This window comes from Hymenobacter persicinus, assembly GCF_004167665.1.
Lineage (GTDB): Bacteria > Bacteroidota > Bacteroidia > Cytophagales > Hymenobacteraceae > Hymenobacter > Hymenobacter persicinus.
This window is the reverse complement of record NZ_SEWE01000011.1, coordinates 74,776-100,333: the sequence shown is the minus strand read 5'-3', so window position 1 is coordinate 100,333 and position 25,558 is coordinate 74,776. Positions and strand designations below refer to the sequence as shown.

Annotated in this window: 26 protein-coding genes; 15 read left to right on the top strand and 11 right to left on the bottom strand. The window is 64.7% G+C overall.

Annotation, left to right across the window (positions count from 1 at the left end; all coding sequences use genetic code 11):
- The first annotated feature begins 121 nt into the window (after window positions 1-121).
- The 4 genes from EWM57_RS07565 (at window position 122) to EWM57_RS07550 (ending at window position 5,120) form a co-directional block, all read left to right on the top strand.
- The gene (locus EWM57_RS07565; protein ID WP_129920534.1) at window positions 122-1,516 is read left to right on the top strand and encodes a sensor histidine kinase; all 1,395 of its coding nucleotides are present in this window, start codon (window positions 122-124) and stop codon (window positions 1,514-1,516) included.
- Window positions 1,517-1,719: 203 nt separating this feature from the next.
- Window positions 1,720-3,372, top strand: coding sequence for an FAD-dependent oxidoreductase (locus EWM57_RS07560; RefSeq protein ID WP_129920533.1), 1,653 nt, complete (start codon window positions 1,720-1,722; stop codon window positions 3,370-3,372).
- A 318-nt stretch (window positions 3,373-3,690) separates the two neighbouring features.
- Window positions 3,691-4,473, top strand: a complete 783-nt coding sequence (locus EWM57_RS07555) for a metallophosphoesterase family protein (RefSeq protein ID WP_242510010.1) — start codon at window positions 3,691-3,693, stop codon at window positions 4,471-4,473.
- Between the two features lie 2 nt (window positions 4,474-4,475).
- Window positions 4,476-5,120: a hypothetical protein gene (locus EWM57_RS07550; RefSeq protein ID WP_129920531.1), complete on the top strand. Its 645-nt coding sequence runs from the start codon at window positions 4,476-4,478 to the stop codon at window positions 5,118-5,120.
- A gap of 93 nt (window positions 5,121-5,213) precedes the next feature.
- Here the strand turns inward: EWM57_RS07550 and EWM57_RS07545 are convergent, their stop codons facing one another.
- From EWM57_RS07545 to EWM57_RS07525, 5 genes are all read right to left on the bottom strand, one after another.
- On the bottom strand, window positions 5,214-6,599 hold the full coding sequence (locus EWM57_RS07545; protein ID WP_129920530.1) for a lysophospholipid acyltransferase family protein: 1,386 nt from the start codon (window positions 6,597-6,599) through the stop codon (window positions 5,214-5,216).
- A gap of 218 nt (window positions 6,600-6,817) precedes the next feature.
- A complete protein-coding gene (locus tag EWM57_RS07540; protein ID WP_129920529.1) occupies window positions 6,818-7,888 on the bottom strand; it encodes a chorismate mutase in 1,071 nt (356 codons plus the stop codon).
- Window positions 7,889-8,087: 199 nt separating this feature from the next.
- On the bottom strand, window positions 8,088-8,930 hold the full coding sequence (locus EWM57_RS07535) for a prephenate dehydrogenase (RefSeq protein WP_129920528.1): 843 nt from the start codon (window positions 8,928-8,930) through the stop codon (window positions 8,088-8,090).
- A gap of 80 nt (window positions 8,931-9,010) precedes the next feature.
- Window positions 9,011-10,183 (bottom strand): pyridoxal phosphate-dependent aminotransferase, encoded by a 1,173-nt coding sequence (locus tag EWM57_RS07530; protein WP_129920527.1) that lies wholly within the window; start codon window positions 10,181-10,183, stop codon window positions 9,011-9,013.
- Window positions 10,184-10,235: 52 nt separating this feature from the next.
- Window positions 10,236-11,063 (bottom strand): prephenate dehydratase, encoded by an 828-nt coding sequence (locus tag EWM57_RS07525; protein WP_129920526.1) that lies wholly within the window; start codon window positions 11,061-11,063, stop codon window positions 10,236-10,238.
- Window positions 11,064-11,551: 488 nt separating this feature from the next.
- Between EWM57_RS07525 and EWM57_RS07520 the strand changes: the two genes are divergently transcribed.
- Together EWM57_RS07520 and EWM57_RS07515 are read left to right on the top strand one after the other, a co-directional pair.
- The gene (locus EWM57_RS07520) at window positions 11,552-11,797 is read left to right on the top strand and encodes a hypothetical protein (protein ID WP_129920525.1); all 246 of its coding nucleotides are present in this window, start codon (window positions 11,552-11,554) and stop codon (window positions 11,795-11,797) included.
- Entirely contained in the window at window positions 11,749-12,750 is a 1,002-nt protein-coding gene (locus tag EWM57_RS07515; protein WP_129920524.1) for a tetratricopeptide repeat protein, read from the top strand. The genes EWM57_RS07520 and EWM57_RS07515 overlap by 49 nt, the downstream gene beginning before the upstream one ends.
- A 194-nt stretch (window positions 12,751-12,944) precedes the next feature.
- On the opposite strand, the gene EWM57_RS21540 is transcribed toward EWM57_RS07515, so the two are convergent.
- Together EWM57_RS21540 and EWM57_RS07505 are read right to left on the bottom strand one after the other, a co-directional pair.
- Entirely contained in the window at window positions 12,945-13,739 is a 795-nt protein-coding gene (locus tag EWM57_RS21540; protein ID WP_129920523.1) for a carboxypeptidase-like regulatory domain-containing protein, read from the bottom strand.
- Between the two features lie 36 nt (window positions 13,740-13,775).
- Complete coding sequence (locus tag EWM57_RS07505; RefSeq protein WP_129920522.1) at window positions 13,776-15,722, bottom strand: YfbK domain-containing protein; 1,947 nt, start codon at window positions 15,720-15,722, stop codon at window positions 13,776-13,778.
- Window positions 15,723-15,921: 199 nt separating this feature from the next.
- Between EWM57_RS07505 and EWM57_RS07500 the strand changes: the two genes are divergently transcribed.
- Together EWM57_RS07500 and EWM57_RS07495 are read left to right on the top strand one after the other, a co-directional pair.
- Window positions 15,922-16,557: an RNA polymerase sigma factor gene (locus tag EWM57_RS07500; protein WP_129920521.1), complete on the top strand. Its 636-nt coding sequence runs from the start codon at window positions 15,922-15,924 to the stop codon at window positions 16,555-16,557.
- Between the two features lie 10 nt (window positions 16,558-16,567).
- Window positions 16,568-17,665, top strand: a complete 1,098-nt coding sequence (locus EWM57_RS07495; RefSeq protein ID WP_165370447.1) for a TonB family protein — start codon at window positions 16,568-16,570, stop codon at window positions 17,663-17,665.
- Window positions 17,666-17,748: 83 nt separating this feature from the next.
- Here EWM57_RS07495 and EWM57_RS07490 read toward each other — a convergent pair whose 3' ends face one another.
- Both EWM57_RS07490 and EWM57_RS07485 read right to left on the bottom strand, forming a co-directional pair.
- Window positions 17,749-18,003, bottom strand: a complete 255-nt coding sequence (locus EWM57_RS07490) for a hypothetical protein (protein WP_129920519.1) — start codon at window positions 18,001-18,003, stop codon at window positions 17,749-17,751.
- 100 nt (window positions 18,004-18,103) lie between these two features.
- The gene (locus EWM57_RS07485) at window positions 18,104-18,328 is read right to left on the bottom strand and encodes a hypothetical protein (RefSeq protein WP_129920518.1); all 225 of its coding nucleotides are present in this window, start codon (window positions 18,326-18,328) and stop codon (window positions 18,104-18,106) included.
- A gap of 84 nt (window positions 18,329-18,412) precedes the next feature.
- Here EWM57_RS07485 and EWM57_RS07480 point away from each other — a divergent pair, with 84 nt between their 5' ends.
- From EWM57_RS07480 to EWM57_RS07450, 7 genes are all read left to right on the top strand, one after another.
- Entirely contained in the window at window positions 18,413-19,174 is a 762-nt protein-coding gene (locus EWM57_RS07480; protein ID WP_129920517.1) for a porin family protein, read from the top strand.
- Window positions 19,175-19,334: 160 nt separating this feature from the next.
- Window positions 19,335-20,738, top strand: coding sequence for a class II fumarate hydratase (gene fumC / locus EWM57_RS07475; RefSeq protein ID WP_129920516.1), 1,404 nt, complete (start codon window positions 19,335-19,337; stop codon window positions 20,736-20,738).
- A gap of 154 nt (window positions 20,739-20,892) precedes the next feature.
- Entirely contained in the window at window positions 20,893-21,489 is a 597-nt protein-coding gene (locus EWM57_RS07470) for a GNAT family N-acetyltransferase (RefSeq protein ID WP_129920515.1), read from the top strand.
- On the top strand, window positions 21,482-21,871 hold the full coding sequence (locus EWM57_RS07465) for a diacylglycerol kinase family protein (protein WP_242510009.1): 390 nt from the start codon (window positions 21,482-21,484) through the stop codon (window positions 21,869-21,871). The genes EWM57_RS07470 and EWM57_RS07465 overlap by 8 nt, the downstream gene beginning before the upstream one ends.
- A 103-nt stretch (window positions 21,872-21,974) precedes the next feature.
- Complete coding sequence (locus tag EWM57_RS07460) at window positions 21,975-22,442, top strand: DUF6970 domain-containing protein (RefSeq protein WP_129920514.1); 468 nt, start codon at window positions 21,975-21,977, stop codon at window positions 22,440-22,442.
- A gap of 92 nt (window positions 22,443-22,534) precedes the next feature.
- On the top strand, window positions 22,535-23,032 hold the full coding sequence (locus tag EWM57_RS07455) for a DinB family protein (protein WP_129920513.1): 498 nt from the start codon (window positions 22,535-22,537) through the stop codon (window positions 23,030-23,032).
- 96 nt (window positions 23,033-23,128) lie between these two features.
- Window positions 23,129-23,752 (top strand): thioredoxin family protein, encoded by a 624-nt coding sequence (locus tag EWM57_RS07450; protein WP_129920512.1) that lies wholly within the window; start codon window positions 23,129-23,131, stop codon window positions 23,750-23,752.
- Window positions 23,753-23,875: 123 nt separating this feature from the next.
- On the opposite strand, the gene EWM57_RS07445 is transcribed toward EWM57_RS07450, so the two are convergent.
- Window positions 23,876-24,469, bottom strand: coding sequence for a DUF4382 domain-containing protein (locus EWM57_RS07445; RefSeq protein WP_129920511.1), 594 nt, complete (start codon window positions 24,467-24,469; stop codon window positions 23,876-23,878).
- 232 nt (window positions 24,470-24,701) lie between these two features.
- Entirely contained in the window at window positions 24,702-25,541 is an 840-nt protein-coding gene (locus EWM57_RS07440) for a DUF4382 domain-containing protein (protein WP_129920510.1), read from the bottom strand.
- Between the last annotated feature and the right edge of the window lie 17 nt (window positions 25,542-25,558).

Here is a 25,558-nt window from a genome sequence, read left to right as displayed (position 1 = left end):
AGACTAACTAGGGCGCAAGGTAGGGGCTGGGCCAGGGAAATCCATCCGGCGGCGGGGCCGCCAAACCGGCGCCCGGTTCAGTTGGTTTGCCCTATATTCCTTCTTTCTAACCTTCCTGCTCATGACGGCCACCCTCACTGCCTCCGACTTGCTGGCCATTCCCACGTTCCAGAACCTGCCCGCCGAAACCACCGACTGGCTCTTGGCCCACGGCGAGGCGCGCGAGTACGCCGACGGCGCCCCCATCAATCAGCCCGGCGACGCGGCCGAGTATATGATGGCGGTGCTGCGGGGCGGCATTCAGTTTTTCAGCCTGCACAACGGCAGCCGGGAGCCCCGCTTCCGGGTGGCGGCCGGGCAGGTGAGCGGGGTGCTGCCTTACTCCCGCCTGCGCGTCATCAACGGCCTGGGCGCGGCCAGCGGCGACACCCGGCTGTATGTGCTGCACCGCGACCATTTCCCGGAGCTGGAGCGGGTGAGCCCCGAGCTGGTGCAGCGCCTGGTGGGGCTGATGAGCGACCGGGCCCGCGACGAGGCCCGGGGCCAGGAGCGCGACGAGAAGCTGCGGGCCCTGGGCAAGCTCTCGGCCGGCCTGGCCCACGAGCTCAACAACCCCGCCGCCGCCATTGCCCGCGCCGCCGAAGCCCTGGCCCAGCGCGCCCAGGCCAAGCCCGCCCTGTTTGCCGAGCTCGTCGGCCACTGCCCCTCGCCCGAAGCCATGCGCGCCCTCACGGCCCTGGCCGTACCGGGCGAGTCGCCGGCCCTGACGCTGTCGGCCCTGGAATGCGCCGACCGGGAAGACGAGCTGGCCGACTGGCTGGAAGAGCAGGGCGTGCCCGACGGCTACCGCCTCGCCGCCGGCCTGATGGAAGCCGGCCTCACCCGCGAGCAGCTGGCCCACGTGGCCCGGCTGCTGCCCGCCGCCGCCTGCCCCGCGGCCTTCGCCTGGCTGGAAGGGCAGCTGATTACGCTGCACCTGATCCGGGACGTGCAGGAAGCAGGGGGCCGCATCAGCCAGCTGGTGAGCAACGTGAAAACCTACTCCCACCTGGACCGGGGCGGCAACTTCGCCCCCCTCGACGTGCCGGCCGGCCTGGAAAGCACCCTCAACATGCTCAGCTTCCAGCTCCGGGCCAAGAACATCATCGTTACGCGCGACTACGCCCCGGCTCTGCCGCTGATTCGCGGGCAGGTCAGCAGCCTCAACCAGGTCTGGACCAACCTGCTCGACAACGCCCTGGACGCGCTGCCGCCGGGCGGCGAAATCACCCTGCGCACCCGCCACGAGGGCGAGTTTGTGCGCGTTTTTATCATCGACAACGGTCCGGGCATTGCCCCCGAGGTGCTGCCGCGCATCTTTGAGCCTTTCTACACCACCAAGCAGGCCGGCGAAGGCACCGGACTCGGGCTCGACATTGCCCAGCGCATCGTCCGGGACCACGGCGGCCGGCTCGAAGTGCAGTCCCGGCCCGGCCACACCGAGTTCTGTGCCTGGCTGCCGGTGGGGGAAGGGTGAGAATTATCAGCCAGTCATTGCGAGTGAAGCAGTGACTAGCTGTCTAGCTCGCAATTGCAGTTTCCCGATACGGCCCTTTCGGGGTACGTTCGGAGTGCCTTCGCTCTGGCTTCGCTCAAACTGCCTCGTCTGTACCGAGTGAACCCAACCTGAAATTTGTATTAAACTAAGTCTGCGCCCCGTTGCCTAATTGCCTCTGACCTATGGAAAAGAAACCTGTAATACTCGCCGTGGATGATGACCTGCAAGTGCTCGGCGCCATCGACCGGGACCTGCGCAGCGAGTTTCGCCGCGACTACCGGGTGCTGCGCGCCGGTTCCGGTCAGGAGGCCCTCGACACGCTCCGGGAGCTGAAGCGCCGCGAAGAGCCCCTGGCCCTGCTGCTGGCCGACCAGCGCATGCCGGGCATGGAAGGCGTCGAGTTTCTGGAGCAGGCCCGCGGCATCTACCCCGACGCTAAGCGGGTGCTGCTCACGGCCTACGCCGACACGGAGGCTGCCATCCGGGCCATCAACAACGCCCGCCTCGACCACTACCTGCTCAAGCCCTGGGACCCGCCCCAGGAGCTGCTTTACCCAACCCTACACGATTTGCTGACCGCCTGGCAGGCCCAGCACAAGCCCCGCTTCCAGGGCGTGCGCCTGATCGGGTTTCAGTGGTCCCCGCTTTCCCACGAGCTCAAGGACTTCCTCTCGGGCTATATGGTGGCGTTTCAGTGGCTCGACTACGAAACCAACCCCGAGGCCAAGCTGCTGCTGGCCACCACCGACTACACCGCCGCCGACCTGCCCGTGGCCATCAACGCCGACGGCACGGTGCTGGCCCGGCCGGGGCGGGCGGCCCTGGTCGAGAAAATGGGGCTTCCCTCCCGGCCCGCAGCGGCCCTCTACGACGTGGTGGTGGTGGGAGCCGGCCCCTCCGGGCTGGCCTCGGCGGTGTACGGGGCGTCCGAAGGCCTCAAGACCCTGATTGTGGAGCGACAGTCGCCGGGCGGGCAGGCCGGCACCAGCTCCCGCATCGAAAACTACCTGGGCTTCCCCACCGGCCTGAGCGGGGCCGAGCTGGCCCACCGCGCCTGGACCCAGGCCGTGCGCCTCGGGGCCGAGTTTCTGCCCGAGGAAGTCACGGCCCTGTGCGTGCAGGACGGCTACAAGGTGCTGACGCTGAGCAGCGGGGCCGAGGTCAAGACCCGGGCCGTGGTGCTCACCACCGGCGTCAGCTACCGCACCCTCGAAGTGCCGGGCATCGACGCGCTGACCGGGGCGGGCGTGTACTACGGGGCCGCCCGCACCGAGGCCCGCTCCTGCGACCAGCAGGACGTCTACATCGTGGGCGGGGGCAACTCGGCCGGGCAGGCCGCCATGTACCTGGCCACCTACGCCCGCCGGGTGTTTATCGTCATCCGGGGCGAGTCGTTGGCGGCGTCCATGTCGGCTTACCTGATTGAGCAGATTGCCCAGACCGCCAACATCGAGATTCTGCCCCGGGCGAAAGTGGCCGCCCTGCGCGGGCAGGACCACCTGCAGGAAGTTGTGCTCGACAATAACGGCCGGGAGGAAGTGCGGCCCGCCCGGGCGTTGTTTGTCTTTATCGGGGCCCGGCCCAGCACCGAGTGGGTGTGCGACCAGGTGCTCTGCGACGCGAAAGGCTACCTGCTCACCGGCCGCGACCTGGTGACGGACCCCCGCTACGCCCTGGCCTGGAAACGGGACCGGGAGCCCTACCTGCTCGAAACCTGCGTGCCCGGCATCTTCGCCGCCGGCGACAGCCGGGCCGGGGCCATGGCCCGGGTGGCCTCGGCCGTGGGCGAAGGCAGCATGGCCATCAAGTTTGTGCACCAGTATCTGGATGAGTAAACGCTCGGGGATAGGAACGTCGGGCCCGGCTGGGCATCCGGCGTCGGCGGCCCGCTCCGCTTTTCTCTTTCCACGCCGGAAACTCAGAATTAATCCAGAATTGCGGCGGCCCGGAAATACGCCGCTGGGAGCTTACCAGGGCGGTTTTGTTCGGAAACGCGGTGCCCGCAGCTTCGGCCCGGGCAAAACACCCCGGCCAACTCAACAGTATATAGCGCCAAAACCATCCTTGCGGATGGCCCAGTTTGCCGTTTTTATAGTGCTTTTTGAATGCTGAACCGTTTCCGTTCTTTTCCCCGCCTTACCCTGCTTTCCGCCGTGGCTGCCCTTTCGCTGAGCGGCTGCGAAATGCTGGAATTCAGCCCCAATGACTTCCGCTCCCCCGACGACGAGAAGGACTTGACGGCCAAAAACCTGGAGCGCCTGCGCCAGCAGCCCCTGCCCGCCGGCGACACCCTGCGGTTCGTTTTCACCGGCGACTCCCAGCGCTTCTACGACGAGGCCAAAGACCTGGTGGCCAGCGTCAATCAGCAGCCCGGCATCCAGTTTCTGGTCGTGGCCGGCGACATCTCCGACTTCGGCATGGGCCGCGAAATGCGCTGGGTGAATGAGCACCTGCGCAAGCTGAAAGTGCCCTACGTGACGGTGGTCGGCAACCATGACTCGGTCGGTAACGGCCGCGAGGCCTACCAGCACATCTTCGGGCCCCTGAACTACTCGTTCGTCTACGGCGACACCAAGTTTATCATGGTCGACACCAACGGCCGGGAGGCCAACTTCGACGGCAGCACGCCCAACATGTCCTGGGTGCGCCAGCAGCTCAGCGACCTGAGCGGGGCCCGTCGGCAGATTGTGATTTCGCACGTGCCGCCCCAGGATGCCGACTTCGACCCGACCCTGACCGATGCTTACGCCGGGGCCCTGCGCACCACGCCCAAGCTGGTGTTTGAGATGAACGGGCACCGCCACGACTTCGGCGTAAGCCAGCCCTTCAACGACGGCGTGAACTACGTCAACTCCTACGGCTTCGAGAAACGCGCCTACGTTATCCTGACCGTGTGGGGCGACAAGCAGTTCCGCCTTAAGCAAGTGAAGTTCTAGTCATGCAGTACCGTTCTTTCCTCGGCGCTACGGCGGCCGTTCTGCTGCTGGCTCCTAGCTTCAGTGCCCACGCTACTTCCGAGCCCGATGCGGCTCCAGCTCCCGCGCAAAAGCGCACTGCGGCAATTCACCCCTGGTACCGGCCCCGCCACCTGATGGTGCAGACCGGCGGCGGCATCGGCATGGTCGCGGCCGGGGCGGGATATGCTTTTGCCAAAAACAAGGTTGAAACCGACATTCTGCTGGGCTACGTGCCCAAGAAATATGCCGGCTCCACGCTGTCGTTGGCCTCGGCCAAGCTGCTGTATTCGCCCTTCACGGTGCGCCTCGCCGACCAGTGGCAACTTAAGCCCCTGACCGTGGGCGTGTACTTCAGCTACACTCACGGCACCATCAACGACGAGGAGCGCGGGCAGTACACCAAGGATTATTACTGGTTTTCGACCGATACCCGCTACGGTCCGCTGGCCGGCAGCCGCCTGACGTTTCTGCGCCCCGGTTCCACCGAGGCCGCGCCCAAGGCAGTGTCGCTCTACTACGAGCTGGGCACCAACGACCTGTACGCCGTCAGCTACGCGCAGAACCGCAAGGGCCTGAGCTTCGGACAGATCCTGACCCTGGCCATCGGGGTGAAAGCAGACTTCTAGGCTAACAAAAGCGCACCACAATCCACCAAAAATCCCCCTGCCAACTCGTGGCGGAGGGCTTTTGGCGTGAAATAAGCCAGCGGGAAGAGCCTGCTACTGGGCCACCGAGCCCGTGGCCGCCAGGTAGGCCGCGCGCGACTCGCTGAGCAGCCGCAGGATGTCGTGGCGCTGGCGCAGCAGGCTTTCCATCACCGGCCGTTGGGTGCGAAACAGGTGCAAAGCCCGCAGCCGGCGCAGGCGGGCGCGCAGATTGTTCCAGTAGCTCAGCGCGTAAAAGCCCGACAGCGGCAGACTCAGCGCGTACAGGCTCGTCCAGAGCCAGCTCTGGGTGAAGTGGTGGACCAGCCCGATCTGCACCGCGTAGCTTAGGCCAAATGTCAGGATGCCCGTGACCATCATAATGGGCGCCACAAACTCCAGGTCCTTGGTGGCCCGCTTGGCAATGAGGGAGGGCAGGATATAGGGAATGTAGTTGTTCAGCAGCCCGTACAGGTAGAGTGGCAGGCCCAGCGCCAGCTTCAGGCCCGACACCGTGGCCCGGGCCCAGCGCCGCCCCGCCCCCGTACTCGACTCCAGGGCTTCGTCGGTGAGGCGGAGGCGGCCCAGGTCGAGCAGGTAGCGGCTCATCTTTTCGCGCACTTCGGTGAGGCGGGCGGGGGCGTGCTGCTCGAAGTAAAGCACGGCCTCGAGCAGGGTGCGGCTGAGCAGGAAGTTATCGTAGAGGGTTTCCTCGTCGTCGGGAATCAGGTGCTCGCCGAAGGTTCGCTCCACCTGCAGCACCAGCTCGTCGTCGGCCGCGTCGCGGGTGATAACCAGACGTTGCTCCAGCCGCCGCCGGATTTCCTCGGTCAGCGCGTCGGCGGCGGCTTCGGGGTCGGCGCGGTAGGCCGCGGCGTAGTCGGCCACCAGAATCGGCCGGCCAATGTTGACGAACACGTCGGAGCGGAAGCGGCTGGGGTCGAAGTAGTTGATGCCGATGGGCAGGATGCGCAGGCCCAGGCGGAAGTCGTGGCGGGCCTCGGCGCCGAGGCTGATGCGGGCCGCCCCGGTTTTGAGCGGGCGCAGGCGCCGCTCGCTCACGCTGGTGCCCTCGGGGAAAATCTGGATGACGCCGCCCTTGTCGAAGTAGTCGTAGCACTGCCCGAAGGCGGCCTCGTTGCGGGCGGCCAGCTCCTCGGGCGTCACGCCGGAGTCGCCGCTTTCCGCGTCCTGCCGCCGGTAGATGGGGATGCAGTTGCCCGACAAAAAGATGGCCCTGGAAATCGGGTTTTTGAAAAACGTGCTCTTGGCCAGAAAGGCAATGGGGGCGCGGCGGTTGGCGGCTACCACCAGCGGGTCCATGAGCGTGTTGGGGTGGTTCGAAACGATGAGCATGGGGCCCGGCTGCTCCAGCCGCTCCCGGCGGCGGATTTCGAGGCGACGGAAAAACACGCGCAGCGCCACCTGCACCACGGGCTTCATGACGGTATAAAACAGCATGGGCCTAAGTACGGCCAAATTCGGCGCGCGGCCAACGCCGGCGCGGTTGAGCTTCCGGATTCAGAAGCCTACTGGAAACGGCGGATTTATGCCACGCTACGCCCGCACCGGCAATTTTCTGCTAAAAGCCCCGCGTTTAGAAGTCTGATGCCAATGATTTTTGGCGCCACCCACCAGCAAAAAGCCCCGCGCCGGTTCGGTCGCGGGGCTTTTTAGCTTTATTGGTTCATCACGCTGTTCTGGCGGTTGATGGATTCGAGGTGGACGGCTTCGAGGTACTGCTCCACGAACTCGGGCGTAAGGCCCACCGTGGAGCCCTGGCGCTGGGCGCGCTCGAGCACCTCGTTCCAGCGGCCGGTTTGCAGGATGGTGATGTCATTTTCCTTTTTGTAGAGCCCGATTTTCTCGGCCACGCCCATGCGCCGGCCCAGCAGTTGGATGATTTCGGCGTCAATCTGGTTGATCTGCTCCCGCAGGCCGGCCAGGGCCGTCAGGAATTCGCGCTGGTCGGTGGTTTCGTGGCGCCACACCAAGCCTTCAATCAGGTCGCGGAGTACTTCGGGGGTAATCTGCTGCTTGGCGTCGCTCCAGGCGTGGTCGGGGTCGATATGACTTTCAATCATGTTGCCCTCGAAGCCCAGGTTCAGGGCCTGCTGGGCCACGGAAAAGAGCGTGTCGCGGCGGCCGCAGATGTGACTGGGGTCGCAGAGCAGGGGCATTTCGGGGTGGCGGCGCTTCATCTCGATGGGCAGGTGCCACATGGGCGCGTTGCGGAAGTCGGTGTTGCCGTAGGAGCTGAAGCCCCGGTGAATCAGGCCCACTTTTTCCAGGCCGGCCTTTTGCAGGCGCTCCACGGCCCCGGCCCACAGCTCCAGCTCGGGGTGAATGGGGTTCTTGACCAGCACCGGCACCTGCACGCCGCGCAGCACGTTGGCAATTTCCTGGACCGAAAACGGGTTGCCGGTGGTGCGGGCGCCCACCCACAGAATGTCGACGCCGAAGGCCAGGCAGTCTTCCACGTGCTTGGCCGTGGCCACTTCCACGGCAATGGGCAGACCGGTCAGCTCCCCGGCTTTCTTCAGCCAGGGCAGGCCCTTGGTGCCGATGCCTTCGAAGCCGCCGGGTTTGGTACGGGGCTTCCAGATGCCGGCGCGCAGGGCCTGCACCTTGCCGGTGGCGGCCAGACGCTGGCAGGTGTCGAGGACCTGCTCCTCGGTTTCGGCCGAGCAGGGGCCGGCAATCAGGTAGGGCTTATCGTCGGGCTGGCGGTTGAACAGGGCAGATTGCATGATGTATGTTGCGTTTTTGAGGTTTTGAAAAGGTAAAAGGATTGGGAGCTGGTTCCCCTCCTCAGATGAGGAGGGGTCAGGGGCGGTTGACAATCGTTGCACGAGTCTTGGAGCTACTGCTTAAAGTCGTTCCAGCGTGGTCCACCACCCCGCCCTTTGGGCACCCCTCCTTATCTAAGGAGGGGAACTGACGTTCTGGTTACTTTAGAATCTTCTTGATGAGGTTGGCCTGCTCAATCTGCTGGTAGACGGCGGCAAAGTCCTCGGCGTCAATGAGCTGGCGCAGGTGCTGGAGCTGCTGGATGTGTTCGTCGAGCACGTCGAGCACGTTCACGCGGTTCTGGCGGAAGATGGGCACCCACATGTCGGGCGAGCTTTTGGTCAAGCGCACCGTGGAGGCGAAGCCCCCGCTGGCCAGAGCGAAAATCTGCTGCTCTTCTTTCTCCTTTTTCAGTACCGTCAGAGCCAGGGCGAAGGAGGTGATGTGCGAAATGTGCGACACGTAGGCCGTGTGCAGGTCGTGGGCACCGGCGTCGAGGTGCTCGATGCGCATGCGGAGCCGGGTAAACAGCGCTTCTACCCGCGTCACAGCGTCGGCGTCGCTCTGCCCGGCGTCGCAGACAACCAGGGTTTTATCCTCGAACAAGCCGGCCACGGCCGCCTCGGGTCCCGAGTACTCGGTGCCGGCCATGGGGTGCACGGCCACGAACCGGCCCCGGCGCGGGTGCGCCGCCACGGCCGCCAGCAGCATGGATTTCGTCGAACCCACGTCGATAACGACCTGCTGGTCGACCACATCGAGGACCTGGGGCAGCACGGTGAGCATGGCGTCCATGGGCACGGCCACCACTACCAGGTCGGCACGGCTCACGGCGGCGCCCAGGTCGGTGCTGACTTCCTCCACCAGCCCCAGGGCCAGGGCCTGCTGCCGGTTTTCGGGGCTCAGATCCACGCCGATGCGGTGGGTGGCGAGGCCTTGCTGCTGAAGGCTGATGGATAGGGAGCCGCCAATGAGGCCCAGGCCGATTATCGTGACAATCATTGGGTTAAGCGTGAAATTGAGGGGTTGTGGAGTTGTGAGCGGGTGAAGCGGAGCGAGGAGGAGGGCATTGAGCTACAACTTCACAACCTCACTATTTCGCCGTTGACCCGCGCCAGCGCGGCCCGCAGCACTTCTACTGGCTGGCACAGACTCACCCGGATAAAGCCGTTGCCGTTGGAGCCGAAAATGCCGCCGGGCGTGATGAACACCCGGGCTTCGCGCAGCAGCTCGTCGCTCAGGGCGTAGCCGTCGGCGTACCCGGCCGGCACGGCGGCCCACACGAACAAACCCACCTGACCCGGAGCCACGGCGCACCCGATGGTGTCGAGCAGCTCCAGCACCAGTTCCCGGCGGGCACGGTAGTGGGTGTTGAGCGCCTCGTACCAGGCGTGGTCGAGCTGGAGGGCAGCTACGGCGGCCAGCTGCACCGGCAGAAACATGCCCGAGTCGAGGTTGCTCTTGAAGCGCAGCACCTCCTGGAGCAGGTCGGCGCGGCCTGCCAGCAGACCCACGCGCCAGCCCGCCATGTTGTGCGACTTGCTCAGCGAGTTCAGCTCCAGCGCCACTTCCCGCGCCCCGGGCACGGCCAGCAGGCTCTGCGGGGCCTCGGGATTAAGAATGAAGCTGTAGGGGTTGTCGTGGACGAGCAGAATATTGTGGGCCGCGGCAAAGGCCACGAGCCGAGCGAAAAAAGCCGGGTCGGCGGCCGTGCCGGTGGGCATGTGCGGATAGTTCACCCACATAAGCTTCACCCGGCTCAGGTCGCGGCGGGCCAGGGCGTCAAGGTCGGGCAGCCAGTGGTTTTCGGCCGTCAGGTCGTAGTCGATGGGCGTGGCCCCGCTGAGCTGGGCGGCGGCGCGGTAGGCCGGGTAGCCGGGGTTAGGAATCAGCACCTCGTCGCCGGCCTCCAGAAACGTCATGCTGACGTGGATGATGCCTTCCTTGGAGCCGAGCAGGGGCAGCACTTCCGAGTCGGCATCCAGCGCTACGCCGTACTGGCGCCCGTACCAGGCGGCCATGGCCTGGCGCAGGGCCGGCACGCCCTTGTAATTCTGGTAGGCGTGGGTGTCGGACCGCTGGGCCGCGCTGGTCAGGGCCTCCACCACGGTGGGGTGGGGCGGCAGGTCGGGGCTGCCGATGCCGAGGTTGATAACGGCGGCCCCGGCTTGGTTCAGGGCCTCAATTTCGCGCAGCTTCCGGGAGAAGTAGTACTCACTGGTGTGCTGCAGGCGGCTGGCGACGGAAACGTTCATGGGTTCAGGACTTAACATCTTAGGGCTTCGGACCTCGGTGGGAAAGCGGGCGTTAGTGGGTGACGCCCCGGCGGTAGCGGCCCAGCACCTGCACTTTTTCGGTCACGGGCCCGATGGCGGTCAGGGCGGCGGCGAGCTGGGCCGGGTCGTCGAATTCGAGGTCAGCGTGGAAGGTGTAGTGCCAGGTGCTGCCCGGCCTGGGGCACGACTGAAGCTTGGAGAGGTTGATGCCGAGGTCGGCAATGCGCACCAGCACCTGGGCTAGGCTGCCCTGGCGGTGGGCGGCGTGGAAGTAGAGCGAAGCCTTGTCGGGCTGCTCCGGCTCGGGAGCGTGCTCGGGCTTGGCCAACACCAGAAAGCGGGTGTAGTTCTGCTTCTCGGTGTGAATGTCGGCGGCCAGAATGTCGAGGCCGAATAGCTCGGCGGCCCGGGTCCCGGCCACGGCGGCCACCCCGTTGCGCCGGCTTTCCCGAATGCGCTGGGCGCTCAGGCCCGTGTCCTCGGTTTCGACCAGCCGCCAGGGGTGCTGGCCCAGAAAGTCGGCGCACTGCAGCAGGGCCATGGGGTGGGAGTGGACTTCCTCGATGGCGGCCAGCTCCTGCCCGGGCAGGGCCAGCAGGTGCTGGCGGATGCGCAGGTAAACCTCCCCGGTGATGCGCAGGTCGGCTTTGCGCAGCAGGGTGTAGTTGGGCAGAATGCTGCCGGCAATGGAATTCTCAATGGCCATCAGCCCGTGGCGGGCCGAGCCGCCAGCTACCTGCCGCACCAGCTCCTCAAACGTGGCGCAGGGTCGCGTGGTGGTGGCGGAACCGAAGTAGTGGTGGGCGGCCAGCTCGTGGAAGCTGCCGGCAAAACCCTGGATGGCGACGGAAGAAGACATGCGGAAAAAGACAAAAAGGGCAATAAAAAAGGGCCTCCGTAGTGCGGGGCCCTGGGCGTTGGCTGGGAGTTCCTGAGGGAGGTCAGGCCAGGCAATAGGGCAGCCGCTGCTTCGGATAGAAGCGGTAGGTAAAGCCGTAATAAAAGAAGGTCGGAGCCGGCATGGCAGAAGAGGTAGGGCGCAAAAAAAGCGCCTCCCGAGGTAGTCGAGAGGCGCTGAGAATTTCGAGGGAAAAAGCTACAGGGGGGCCGCTCAACTACGCCGTGGCGTAGGTGAAGTAGTAGCTAAAATAAAAGCGGCCGACGGGCTGGAGCATGGCAAACGGAGTGCTTTAGGTCGGCAAGGTGGGGCCGGCGGCCGGCAATTCCAAATTAATTTTTGCTCCCGGCTCCCGAACAAACGTTTGGTAGCCACCCAAATCCGCGCGAAAACCTGCATCTTACGGCCCTGTTCGGAACTCCTATTTCATTCCTGATTTTCTGATTGTTATGCATCGATATCTACTGCTGGCCGGCCTGGTGCTGACCGTTGGGGCGGGCCGGGCCCAGAGCGTGACGCCGGCGGCCCTGCTGCCCCGGGTGGAGCAGCTGACCGGCGAGAAAAAGTACGCGGCGGCCTACAAGCTCCTGGACGGGGCTGACCCCAAAACCAGCAGCCCCGCCTGCTGCTGCGCAAGGAAAAGCTGGTGCTGGAGAACTATATCATCAGCCTGGGCCACCGAGGCTTCGGCCTGAAAGATCTGAAGGCCACCGAAACTGTGGAACAGCTGCGCGGTCAGCCCGGCGTCTACGACATGGTGACCCTGGACCTGCCCCAGGAGTTGAGCCGGCTCCAGCGCAAGTTTCCGACGGATTACGCCCTGACCAAGGGCCTCGGCGACTATTACTACGCCGTGCAGCAGTGCCACTGCGGGGAGCAGGACAAGACCGACGCCCAACTGCTGGCCCTGGTGCTGCGCTACTACGGCGAGGCCCACGCCCACGGGGAAGGGGACTATATGTCGTACTACGCCGTGGGCTATGCGAATCTGGTGCAGGAGCAGGCGGCGGCCAGCTTGGCGCCCTTCGAGCAGTCCATTAAGCTGAATCCGCAGTACCCGACCTCGCACTACAACCTGGCCTACGCCCTGATGGAGCTGCACCGGCCCCAGGAAGCTCTGCCCGAGGCCCGGCTGGCCTACGACCTTTACACCAATGCCGAGCTAAAAGCCGATGCCGCCCGGATGCTGGGCTTCCTGCACGGGCAGCTCAAGCAGCCGGCCGAGTCGCTAAAGGCCTACCAGCAAAGCCTGGCTTTGCAGCCCCGCAACTACGCCACGCTCCGGGCGCTGCTGGCCCTGGCCGTGCCCGCCCACGCGGCCGAAGCGCCCGCGCTGGCGGCTCGCCTCTATGCCCTCAACCCCGCCAATGACCAGATGTATGAGGACATTATGGATATCTACCAGGCCAGCAGCCAGTGGAAGGAGGCCGAGGCGTTTTTCCGGAGCCAGCTGCCCACCGTTCCGCCCGAGCCAACTCCGCGGGGACTGCTGAATTTCTACTTGGCCATTCTGAACATGCAGCTGGAGCAGCCCAAGGCGGCCCGCCCGTACTTTCTGCAAGCCCAGAAGGACCTGTCCAAAGTCGCGGCCCCCGACAACCCGTTGTTCACCGCCATCAAGAAAGGCCTGGCCGAAACCCAGCCCTAACCCCGGCCAGCTTTCAACTCCACCCCACGAAAAACCCCTGACCAGCCGGCTGGTCAGGGGTTTTGCCATACTTATATAGTACCGGTAGAAATTAAGAGTAGCGGTAACGGATAGACCTTCGGAGTCAGCGAGAGCAGCGGCAGCCCGAGTCGCCCGGCTGGGGAGGCTGCTGTTCCTGCCAAACCCGAATGGCGTTAGCGGAATAAGTTGGTAACCCGATACGGAATGCTGCGCAGCCGGTCCCATAAGCCGCGCGGGGTATAAATGGGATAAATAATTAGTAGACCGGTTGTTGCCCTTGTTTCCATCCCAACGGTCATACCTGTTTCAGTAGTTGACTGGGGGAGAAGCACACTGCTGTAACCAATGGAGCTGAACATAATTGCACAGTGCTGCTCGTTGGGCTCAACCGGCAGTGTAAAGCTGCCGTCAGCAATAGTCGAAACCCCGTGCTGGGTACCTTGGAGCAGCACCGTCACGCCCGGTAGCCCTTCGCCACTGAGCTCATCGACTACCCGCCCGCTGATGTGGGTGCGCAACACGGTATCAGCTGCTACTGTTACCATCCCGCCCAAGCTCTTGGCGCTGCGCGTGAGCTTGCGGGTGCCGAGTTCCGGCTCCGGCGAGTGCCGCCCAAAATTCGGGTGCTGGTTCGTCGGCGCCTGGGCCCGGGCTTCGGGCGCAGTTAGGCTGCGGCCCAGCAGCAGGGCCAGCGTCGCGGCCACGGCCGTCGACCAGCGGCTGACGCGGGGCGCCACGTTGAAGCCCCGCAGCGGCCGGCCGAGCTGATCGGGCCGGAGCCGCCCGCAGGCGTGGCCCCCGGCTGCGGCTTTCAGAATAGCCAGGATTTCGGCGTCGGTTTTCTCGGTGAAGTCCATAACGACCTGCTCGCAGCTGGCGCAGTGCCGGCCCGCGCCCCGGGGCGTCATGGCGTCCCACGACTCGGCGCAGGGGGAAGGAATCTGGAGGGAAAAGGCGGAGCTAGGCATCGAGTAGAAGTAGAAATAGAAAGATGAAACCAGAAGTTAGCGCGCCCCCAGGGCGCCGGCGGCCGGCGTGAGACCCTCGGCCAGCTTCACCAGGCGCACCAGCTCGGCCCGGTAGCCGTCCTCGTCGCGGCCGCGGGCGTCCTTGGCCAGCTGCAGCGTGGTGGGGTAAGTAGCATTGCCACGGTAGTCGGACTGGCGCAGCAGCATGCCGAACTGGGCCACGGCAGCGGCAAAGCGCAGGTTTTCGGAGGCCTGGGCCACGGGCACCGGCGCCCCGCGCAGGGTGCGCTCCAGCAGGCGGCTTTGCTGGCCCTGGGGCTCCTTATAGCGCAGTTTCACGGTCATCACCTCGGCCGAAGCCGGAGCCACGGCCACCGGGGCCGGATTGGACTGGTACTTCAGCGCATCGATGCCGGTGGGCGCGCCGGGCGGAACCAGCTCGTAGAGAGCCGTCACGGTGTGGCCCGCGCCCAGCTCCCCGGCGTCCTTGCGGTCATTGTTGAAGTCTTCGGCGGCCAGGGCGCGGTTTTCGTAGCCCACCAAGCGGTACTGCTGCACCCGGGCGGGGTTGAATTCGAGCTGGAGCTTCACGTCCTTGGCCAGGGTAAAGAGCGTACCGCCAAACTGCCGCACCAGCACCCGCCGGGCTTCGTCAAGGTTGTCGAGGTAGGCGTAGTTGCCGTTGCCCTTGTCGGCGAGGCGCTCCATCTTGCTGTCCTGCAGGTTGCCCTGGCCCACGCCGAGCACCGTCAGAAACACGCCCGACTCCCGCTCCTGCACAATGAGGTGCTCCAGGGCGTCGTCGCTGCTTTCGCCCACGTTGAAGTCGCCGTCGGTGGCCAGAATCACCCGGTTGTTGCCTTCCTGCTGAAACTGCTCCCGCGCTACCTGATACGCCAGGCGCAGGCCCGCTCCGCCGGCCGTCGAGCCGCCGGCGCTCAGCTTGTCGATGGCCCGCAGAATCTCGCCCGGACGGCTGCCGGGCGTGGCGGGCAGCACCAGGCCCGCGGCCCCGGCGTACACCACCAGCGCCACCTTATCCTGGGGGCGTAGCTCGCGCACCAATTGGCGCAATCCGGCCTGGACCAGCGGCAGCTTATTTTCCTCCGCCATCGAGCCCGACACGTCGATGAGGAAAACCAGGTTGGCCGGGGGCAGCTGGGCGGTGCTGATGCGGCGGCCCTGCAAGGCCACGTGCAGCAGTTGGTGCTCGGGGTTCCAGGGGCACACGGCCAGCTCGGTCGTGACCGAAAACGGGTCGGTGCCGGAGGGTTGGGGCAGGTCGTAGGTGAAGTAGTTGAGCATTTCCTCCACCCGCACCGCGTCGGGCGGGGGCAGCTGCCCCTGGTGCAGAAAGCGGCGCACATTGGAGTAGCTGGCCGCGTCGACGTCGATGGAAAACGTGCTCAGGGGTTCTTTGAGGGTCGGGCGAAAACCGTTTTCCTGGATGGCGGCGTAGCTTTCTCCTTCGCCCGGCGCAGGGCGGGGAAGCGCGGAACCATAGCGTACATCTGCTGCAACAGGTGCATACCCCTGGTTTTTTCCTTTCCGCATCTTCCCCGCCGAATACCCGCTGATCTGGACCCCGGCCACCCGGCCATACAGTCCGGTCACGACGACTTCGCTGAGCTGTTTCTGGTCGGCGCTCAGGCCGACATCGACCCGGCCGGAAGCCGGAATCGAGCGTTCTTCCTGGTTGTATCCGATAGAGCTGAACACCAGCGTGGTGGCGCCCTTTGGTAAGAGGAGCCGATACGTGCCGTCGGAGTTGCTTGCGGCTCCCACGGTCGTGCCCTTCACTAGAATAGTCACCCCGCCCAAACCCTGGCCGTTGCTGCGGTCGGTGATGCGCCCGCGCGCCGTCAGTGTATCGGCTTGTGGCTTAACTTGATGTACGCGGTGGGGCGTGGCGGTGGATTGGGGACTAGCCGTGGCCACTACGGTCAGCAGACTGGCCGCGCCAAACAGAATCAGCTTCTTCATAGAAATAGGGGTTTGGAGTCAGGATTCAGTAGCCTGATGCGCCCCTTCGGCGGATTCCACACGGCCCGCCCGAAAATATTTTAGCTTGGCCCGGGCACTTGGCAGGATAGCCGCGCAACCGTCGCCCCGGACGCCGCCGACGCACTAGGTGGTGGGCCGAAGGGGGCTAAATGCGTACATTTCGCCTCTGCCCGCCGCCATGTTTTTCAAACGCCGCCCCCCGTCGCCCACCGAGCTTTCCGATGCGGAGCTGCTCACGCGCTACCGCCAGCAGGGCGTGGTGGCCGATCTGGGCGTGCTCTACGAGCGGCACATGCCGACGGTGTTTGCCATCTGCCGCAAGTACCTGCGGCCCGACGAAGATGCCCAGGACGCCGTGATGCAGCTTTTCGAAAAGCTGCTCGATACCCTGCGCCGCCACGAGGTCGACAACTTCCCGGCCTGGCTGCACGCCACGGCCCGCAACCACTGCCTTATGATTTTGCGCAGCCGGCAGCGGGCCGGCCCGGAGAGCGGGCCCGTGGTCGTGCAATTTCCTGACGCCGCCGGTGTGGAATCGGTGGGGGCCGCGCATCGGGGAGATGATGCGGAAGAACAGGAACTTACGGAAGCGCGTTTGCAGGCTTTGGAGCACGCTCTGGCCGACCTCCCCGCCGGGCAGCGCCGCTGTCTGGAGCTGTTTTACCTCGAAAAAAAATGCTACCGCGACATTGCCCAAGAAACCGGCTTCGACCTGGGCCTCGTGAAAAGTCACCTCCAAAACGGCACGCGCAACCTCAAGCGCCACCTCGATTCCTCCTCTAATTCCAGTTTCAATACCAATGCGGCCCGTTAATCAGCCTCCCGTGCCCCCGCAGCTGCCCGCCGACCCGGCCGGACACCTGCCCCTGCCGCTGCTGCGGCAGTATGTGGCCGGTACGCTGCCCGCGGCCGAGCAGCACCGTGTCGAGGCCCACACCCTGGACTGCCCCCGCTGCGCCGACGTGCTCGACGGCCTGGCCGTTACTGATGCTGCCACCACCGATGCCGCCCTGACTACCCTGCAAGGCCGTCTGCACCAGCGCCTGGCGGAGGAAGCGGCCCCGCAGCGGCAGGCCGTGCTCTGGCGGGCTATGGCGGCCGTGCTGCTGCTATTGGTGCTGAGTACCGCCGCCTGGTTTGGATTGCGGACCAAGAAGTTACAGTCAGAATCAGCCGAAGTGGCGGCTGCCCGTCCCGCACCCCGCGCCGCCGAGCCGGCCGTGGCGGTGACCCCGGAGCCAACCCCAGCCCCGGCCGCAGCCCCGCTTCCAGCTCCGGAGCCGGTGGCCGGGGCGACGCGGTCTGAGGCGCCGGCGGCTTCCGCGCCCATTGCCGCAGCCCGGCCCCGGCCTAGCGCGGCCCCGGCCCGGCGGGGCCGCGCTAGGCCGGCTTCCGCAGTTGCTACTACCACCGCTACGCCGGAAAACCCTGCGGCCGTCGTGGCTATGGTGGAAGTGCCCCAGGCCGCGGTGCCGGTGCCGGAGTCGTTATCGGCGGCACCTGCGCCGGCCAAGGGGCGGGTGGCCATGGCCGCTGCCGCCGACATGGATGGGAGCGTTGCGGCAAAAAGCATGAAGGCCAAAGCGGCGCCGGAAACGGGTGCGGCGCGCTCTGCTAATCTGCCCCCCGCGGCCAGCGTGCGGCCCCAGCCGGTGGGCGGCTACCGCAGCTTCCAGGATTATCTGCATCACAACAACAAGTTCCGGCCCGAGCCGCCCGCCAAGGGCCTGGATGGTACCGTCCGGGTGAAATTCACGGTGACGGCCGCCGGGCAGCTGGAGAACTTCCAAGTGGTTCGCAGCCTGCGTGCCGACTACGATGCCGCCGCCATCCGTTTGATCTGCGAAGGGCCCGCCTGGCAGCCCGGCCTCGCCAGCGGCCTCCGCGCCGACCAGGTGGTGGAAATGTCGGTGAGCTTCTAGCCGTAGCCGGCCCCACGCTCCCAACAAAAAAGGCCGACCCTCGCAGGTCGGCTTTTTTGCTGTTAAGTCAACGTTGGTATGGGCTAGCCGCTGTAGCCGCCCCCGCTCTGGGGCTCGGTGGCACTGCCGCCGGGCTCTACCTCACGGGGTAGTTCGGGCTCGGTTTTAACCTGAACCTGGCTGTAATCGGGGGCGCCGTTGCCGGCCACGGGCACGGGCGTCTCACTTGGGGAAGAAGCCGTGGAGGAGGCAGTGGTAGAGGCGGCCGGCTGGGCCGTGGTGGGCTGGTCGGGCTGGGCCGAGAGAGCCTCGGATTCGTCTTCGAAGGTCTTTTTCATGGCGGGAATAGCTGATTTGAATAAGGGCTATACGCAGCCGGCTGCTAACAGACGACTTACCACGGAAAAATGAGGCACGGCCGCCGCTCAACCCCAGCCCCTACTTCGGCAGCGCCCGTCTTTCGGCGTACCAGTGCGGCGTAGTCAGCTGCAGCGCGGGCATAAAATCCGGGTTTGGGTCCTGCTGGTAGCCCGGCGCTTGGTCGGGAGTTCCGCCCGGTTGGTCGATGCAGCAGATTTTTAAGTGGCTGATTTGCAGCGGCAGTTCCCGGCCGGCCGCGCCGGGGTGCGGGGAGCTGCAGCGTAGTTGGTATGGTTTTGACATACCACCCCACCGAAACCCTGGCTCGGATGCTGCCTGCGCCGCCGCGGTTTTCTGCTCTTCATCTTTTCCCGAATACTCTTCGATATGAACTCCAAAGCTCTCTTCGGGCGCTTGGCTGCGGCCGCGCTGCTGGTTTCTGCTTCTTTCTCCGTGGCCCAGGCCCAGGTGCGCCGCCCAACCTACTCTCCAGCTCCGGCCCGCCCCGTGTACTCGGCCGTGCGTCCCGCCCCGGCCACGCCGGGCATCAAGTTCGGGGTGCGGGCTGGCGTCAACGTCTCCGACTGGTCGGGGGATGCCGTGCAGAGCGTGATGGATTTGGCCGGCTACACCAACGGGGCCGTGACCAAGGAAATGAAGCCCGGCGTGCACGCCGGCCTCTACGCCACTATTCCGCTGGGTCCGGGCTTTGCCATCGAGCCCGGCGTTTCGTACTCCGAGAAAGGCGCCAAGCTGGTCGGCACGCTGCCCTGGGAGAAGTTCGACTTCCTGAATGCCCGCGTCACGGCTACCTCCCGCATGGCCTACATTGATGTGCCGGTGCTGTTTAAGGGCTACCTGACGCCCGGCTTCTACCTTTTCGCCGGCCCACAGGCCTCGTTCTTGGTCAGCAACAAGGTGCGCGTGGAAGCCGGAGCCCTGGGCTTCAGCGCTTTTAAGACGGACTTCGACGTGAAAAATCAGTTCCGCCCCGTGGACTTCGCCGCCGTTGGGGGGCTGGGCTACCAGTTCGACAGCGGCTTCGGCCTGAGCGCGGGCTACGACTTCGGCCTGTCGTCGCTGGATAAGAACAACCGCTTCGACGCCCAGAACCGCGTGATTAAAGCCTCGCTGAACTATTCGTTCTGACGGCGGGTCCGCTGGTCGGGCTGCTAACTCCCGGCGCGGGAATTTTTCACCGGCCCCGTTGCTTCGGCAGCGGGGCCGGTGTCTTTTTAGGGCCTGAGTTCGGGTTGTTGCGTACTTTTACCACCTCCAAAACCGGATTCGTCATTTTCATTCCCGCTACATGCAATTCCGCACCGAGAAAGACACCATGGGCACCGTGCAGGTGCCGGCCGACGCCTACTTCGGCGCCCAGACCCAGCGCAGCATCGACAACTTTCAGATTGCCCAGGACATCAACCGGATGCCCAAGGAAATCATCCGCGCCTTTGCCTACCTCAAAAAGGCCGCCGCGCTGACCAACCGCGACGCGGGTATCCTGAGCGCCGAAAAGGCCGAGCTGATTGGCAAGGTTGCCGACGAAATCCTGGCGGGTAAGCTCGACCAGGAGTTTCCGCTGGTGGTGTGGCAGACCGGCTCGGGCACGCAGTCGAACATGAACGTGAACGAGGTTATTGCCTACCGCGGCCACGTGCTGCAGGGCGGCAGCCTCCAGGACGAGAAAAAGGTGCTGGCCCCCAACGACGACGTGAACAAGTCGCAGTCGAGCAACGACACGTTCCCGACGGCCATGCACATTGCCGCCTACAAGATTCTGGTCGAAGTCACGATTCCCGGCATCGAGAAGCTGCGCGACACGCTCCGGCGCAAAAGCCAGGATTTCATGCACATCGTCAAGATTGGCCGCACCCACCTGATGGACGCCACCCCGCTGACCGTGGGCCAGGAGTTCAGCGGCTACGTGTCCCAGCTCGACCACGGCCTGCGCGCCATCAAGAACACGCTGGCTCACCTCTCCGAGCTGGCTTTAGGCGGCACGGCCGTCGGCACCGGCATCAACACCCCGGCCGGCTACTCGGAGAACGTGGCCAAGCACATTGCCGACCTCACCGGTCTGCCCTTCATCACGGCCGAAAACAAGTTTGAGGCCCTGGCCGCCCACGACGCCATCGTGGAAGCCCACGGCGCGCTGAAGACGGTAGCGGCTTCGCTGATGAAGATTGCCAACGATATCCGCCTGCTGGCTTCGGGCCCGCGCGCCGGCATCGGTGAGCTGCACATTCCCGACAACGAGCCTGGCTCGAGCATCATGCCCGGCAAGGTGAACCCGACCCAGTGCGAGGCCATGACGATGGTAGCGGCCCAGGTGATGGGCAACGACGTGGCCATCAACATCGGCGGCATGAGTGGTCACTTCGAGCTGAACGTGTTCAAGCCGGTCATGATTTACAACTTCCTGCACTCGGCCCGCCTCATCGGCGACGTGTGCGTGTCGTTCAACGACCGGTGCGCCGAGGGCATCGAGCCTATCGAGGCCAACATCAAGAAGCATGTCGACAGCAGCCTGATGCTGGTGACGGCCCTGAACCCGCACATCGGCTACTACAAAGCCGCCGAAATTGCCCAGACGGCCCACAAAAACGGCTCGACCCTGAAGGAAACGGCCCTGCAGCTCGGCTACCTCACCGAGGAGCAGTTCAACGAGTGGCTCAAGCCCGAGGACATGGTGGGCGAGATGAAGAAGTAAGCAGCCACGCTGTTCGTCATGCTTGATCTGGCGTCCGCGCAGTCGAAGCATCTCTCCCGCCAAAGTAATCATATACTATTGCGGGAGAGATGCTTCGACTGCACTCGGCATGACGTTCTGGTTTTGATTTCGAAGCCCGCCCTTCTCCACGCTTATGGACTGCTCCCGCTGCATCACCCTCGAAAACTCCCGCGTCCGGCTGCGGCCCCTGGAGCCCACGGATTTTGAAGAGCTCAAGCGCATCATCTTCGATGCGGAACTGTGGAAATTCAGCTCCCTGCCCGCTCCCGCCGATGCGCTGGGGCTGGCCGCTTACCTGAACAAAGCCGTGCAGGACCGCGCCCAGGGCACCCGCTACGCCTTTGCCATCATCGACCGGGAAACCGGGCGGGTGGTGGGCAGCACCAGCTACGGCTCCTTCTCGCCTCCCGACCGGCGCCTGGAAATCGGCTGGACCTGGCTGGGCACGGATTTTCAACGCACCGGCCTCAACCGCGCGGCTAAGCACCTGCTGCTCAAGTACGCCTTTGGGGAGCTGGGCTGCGAACGGGTGGAGCTTAAAGCCGACGCGCTGAATCTGAAGTCGCGGGAAGCCATGCGGCGGATGGGGGCCACGGAGGAAGGGATTCTGCGCAGCCACATGGTGATGCCCGGGGGCCGGCGCCGCGACTCGGTCTACTACAGCATTCTGAAATCGGAATGGGAGGGGCTGCGGCTCAGCGTATTCCACGAGTTTGACGGTCGTGGCTGAGTCCGCAGGCCGGCCGGGGCTGCTGCGGCGGCGCGTGGCCAGCTTCGGGCACGCCTTCCGGGGCGTGGCCTCGGCGCTGGGCTCGGAAGTGCACCTGCGCTTTCACGCGGCGGCGGCGGCGGCCATCGGGCTGGGCTTTTACCTACGTATTACGCGGCTGGAGTGGGCACTAGTGGCCCTGGCCATCGGGGCGGTGTGGAGCGCCGAGCTGCTCAATACTGCCGTGGAGGCCCTCACCGACCTGGTTTCGCCCGAGTACCACGCCCTGGCCGGCAAGGCCAAGGACGTGGCTGCCGGCGCGGTGCTGGTGGTAGCGGCTGGGGCACTAGTGGTGGGGCTGCTGGTATTTGGGCCACCGCTGTGGAGCTTGTGGGGCTGGTAATCGGGGACCAGTAGAAAAAAGGGTCGGGTTCCCGTCGCGCGGCGGGAGGCAACCTCGGCCTTTGGCGTCCGTTCACTACTTTCGCCCCCTTAATTTTGCCGCCATGCGCCCCACGTTCCTGTTTGCCTTCACTTCCGCGGCCCTGCTGCTGACCGGCGCCTGCCAGCGCGGGGTGGCCGTCAATACGCCCACCGACCCGCCGGTGGCGGGCTACGTGAACGGCACTGACACGCCCAACCCGACCAGCGCCAACACCACCGACCTGACCCGCAACCGGGCCACCGCCTTCGACACCACCGCCCGGCCCCAGTGGCTGGAAACGCGCATTCAGAACCACTTAGCCGAGAAAAAACAGAACCCGCCCGTGCACATCTACCGCTACCGCTACAACGACCAGGTAGTGTACTTCGAAACGGCGCCCTGCTGCGACCAGTTCAGCACGGTCTACGACGCCAAGGGCAAAGTGCTCTGCCACCCCGACGGTGGCATCACCGGCCGCGGCGACGGACAGTGCGCCGATTTTACCAAAAACCGAACCGCGGAAATGCTGGTCTGGCAGGACCCGCGGTAGAAGATCCGGGCGCCCCGCTGTTATAGCCCCGGCCCGCACTGGCCCCGGCCGCTTTGCGCCCTCCGACGACCTGAACCCTGAATACCTGAACGATGATTAACACCATTGCAAAACTGGGCGCCTACAACGTGTGGGCCAACGAAACCCTACTGCGCCACCTCGACGGCCTCGTGGCAGGCGGCGCCACCATTCCCGCCAACGTGCTGCGGTTGTTCAGCCACGTCCTGAATGCCCAGTCCATCTGGATTGGCCGCCTGACCAACACGCCCAGCCCGGTGAAAGTGTGGCAGGAGCACGATCTGGCCGGCCTGCACTACTGGCACGAGCAGTCGACGGCGCGCGTGTACCGCATGGCCGCCGAAGCCGACGAGACCGAACTGCACCGCCTGATCAGCTACACCAATTCGGCCGGCGAATCCTTCACGAGTCAGGTATCGGACATCTACACTCACCTGCCCATCCACGGCAACTACCACCGCGGCCAGGTGGCCATCAAGATGCGGGAGCAGGGCTTGACACCCATCAACACCGACTACATCACCTACTGCCGAGAACTGTCGGCGGCGGGCCTGGAAACGGTGAGCCTGTAGAACCGAGTTTGCTGCGCGAAAAGCCCCGGCGGGAATAACCTCGCCGGGGTTTTTTGAGTTTACGGAGCTCAACAGCCACCGTTTTCTCTGCCCGCCATGTCCGACCTTCTTTCCCTGCCGGTTGCTACTCCCCAGCTGCTGGCTTCGGCCTACTCGTATGCCGCCTACCGCCAGCTGATTGACGAGCTGCTGGCCGAAGGCAAAACCACCGGCCCCCAGCAGTCGGAAGAGCTGACCGATTACACCAAGCTGAACGTGCAGCGCATGCGCCGCCTCGACAAAACCGTGCAGCTGCTGCCCGCCGTGCAGGCGGCGCTGCAAAACCTCACGCAGCGGTACGTGTGGCTGATTATCACTGAAGGCTGGTGCGGCGACGCCTCGCAGATTGTGCCCGTGCTGGAAGCCATAGCCCAGGCCTCGGGGGGCAGAATCACCACCCATTACGTGCTGCGCGACGAGCACCCGGACCTGATGGACCGCTACCTCACCAACGGCGCCCGCTCGATTCCGAAGCTGCTGGTGCTGCGCGCCGACACACTAACTGAGGTCACGCACTGGGGACCCCGCCCTGCCCCGGCCCAGAAGCTGCTGCTCGACCTGAAAGCCCGCGGCGCCACGCACGAGGAGTACGCCGAGCAGGTGCACGGCTGGTACGCCCACGACAAAACCCAGACCACTCAGGGCGAACTGCTGGCGCTGCTGCAACAACTGCTGCATTAAGAAACAACGACTGGATTAATCGGGGAATTGACACGAAAAAGGGCTTCGCGAAACTGATTTCGCGAAGCCCTTTTTTACGAATTGCCTAAGTGCCGGCCGCGCGGGTCGGCGCCGGAAAGCGGGTTAGAAAACCACCGGACCGCCGCCCCCGCCGGGCGTGATAATAATGATTTGCTGGGCGCTGACGGTGCCTTCGAGCACGGGCTTCAGGCCGTAGGAGCCATTGCCGCGGGCCACCACTTGCCAATCGGGGTCAATGGGAACCAGTACGGCGTAGTTGGTGCCGCTCGTGACGGCCGCATTCAGCTTCACCTTCAGGCCCGAGGTCTGGCCGCTAGGCGTATCGAGAGGCAGGATACGGCCATCGGAGAGCGTGATGGTGCTGTTAGGACCCAGAATCAGGCGCAGCTGCTTGAGCGTGCCGGTTTGGAAGGCGCCCGTGACGAAGAGCGGGGTGCCGATATTGCCGGTTTGTAACAGGTTGCGCCGGCCGGGCTGCACGCCGGGCAGGGCGGTCCAGTTGCTGGTATTCTCGTCGGTGTCCTGGCTTACTTCCACCCCGATCAGGTCGATGGAAACGGCTTGGTACGTGGTGACTTTCTTGGCGTCGGCCGAGGCGGTTTGGGGGCGGGGTGCCACGTCCTCGGCGAGGTCCTGGCAACCCGTGAAAGCGAGGCTGGAAAGTAGTGCTGCAGATAGGAGAGCAAAGTGCTTCATAGTGGAAAGGGTAGAGTGGCAGGAGAGTTTGACAATTCAAACGTAGAAAATTGCAATATATAATCCACGCTATTACACGGAAATATTTTTATACCGTATTGCTTTTCAAGGATCTGACCGCTGGAAAGCCCTTTTCTGTCCTGCTGAGCAAACTGCAGGTGCGCGGGCGGCGCGGGCAAAAAAGAAGCGCTACAGTAAGTGCAGCGCTTCTTTTCCGAAATCCGTGAGCGGACTAGTCGAGCTTGACGGGGTCAATCCGGGTTTCCTGGTTATTGGTTACCACAATACCGGTCCGGACCGCGCCGTGGTAAGCAGGCTGGTTGGTAGGTGCCGTAGTGGTGGGGAAGTACTCCACGCGGTACACGCCCGACGGAATACCCAGCAGGCGGTACGCGCCGCTGGCATCAGCAGCGGTGCTGAAGGTGTCGGCGGGGATGAGGGAAGTCCGAATGGCCAGAATCTGGGGGAGCGTGGCGGCCGGCGTCACGGTGCCGGACAAGCCGCCGGCAATTTCCTGCGCCACGAGCCGGATAACGGGCTTGAGCAGGTAGCGCTCTTCCTTCTTCTTGCTGGCGTTCCACTTGCCGCGCTCCACAATGGACTTGGCCACGTCGAAGTCGAGCAGGAGCTGGAAGGTTTCACCCTCGCGCAGGGTCACCTTGTCGAGTTTGAGCTTAACGCCCGACGTCTGCCCGCTCGGGGTTTTGAGGTCGTACACGAAGCCGTCGGTGCCCGTTACGGTGCTGTTGGGGCCCAGAATCAGGCGGATTTCCTTGATGTCGCCGGGGGCGAAATCGGTGCTTACCAGCAGGGCCGACTTGCCGTTGACGTAGTCGAGGATGTTGACGAACTGGGGCGTGAAGTTCAGGGTTTGCCAGCCGTCGGCCACTTGCTCGTCCTTCAGGTGCACCTCGATCTGGCGCACGTCCAGGGACACGGCCCGGAAGTCGCCGGGGGCATCGGTGAGGCGCACTTCCAGCTTGGTGCCAGCGTCAGAATCGTTGTCTTTGCTGCAGCCGGTGAGGGTCAGGGCCGCAAGGGCCACGAAGGAAAGGAAGCGGTTGAGTTTCATCGGGAGAAAGTGTGGAA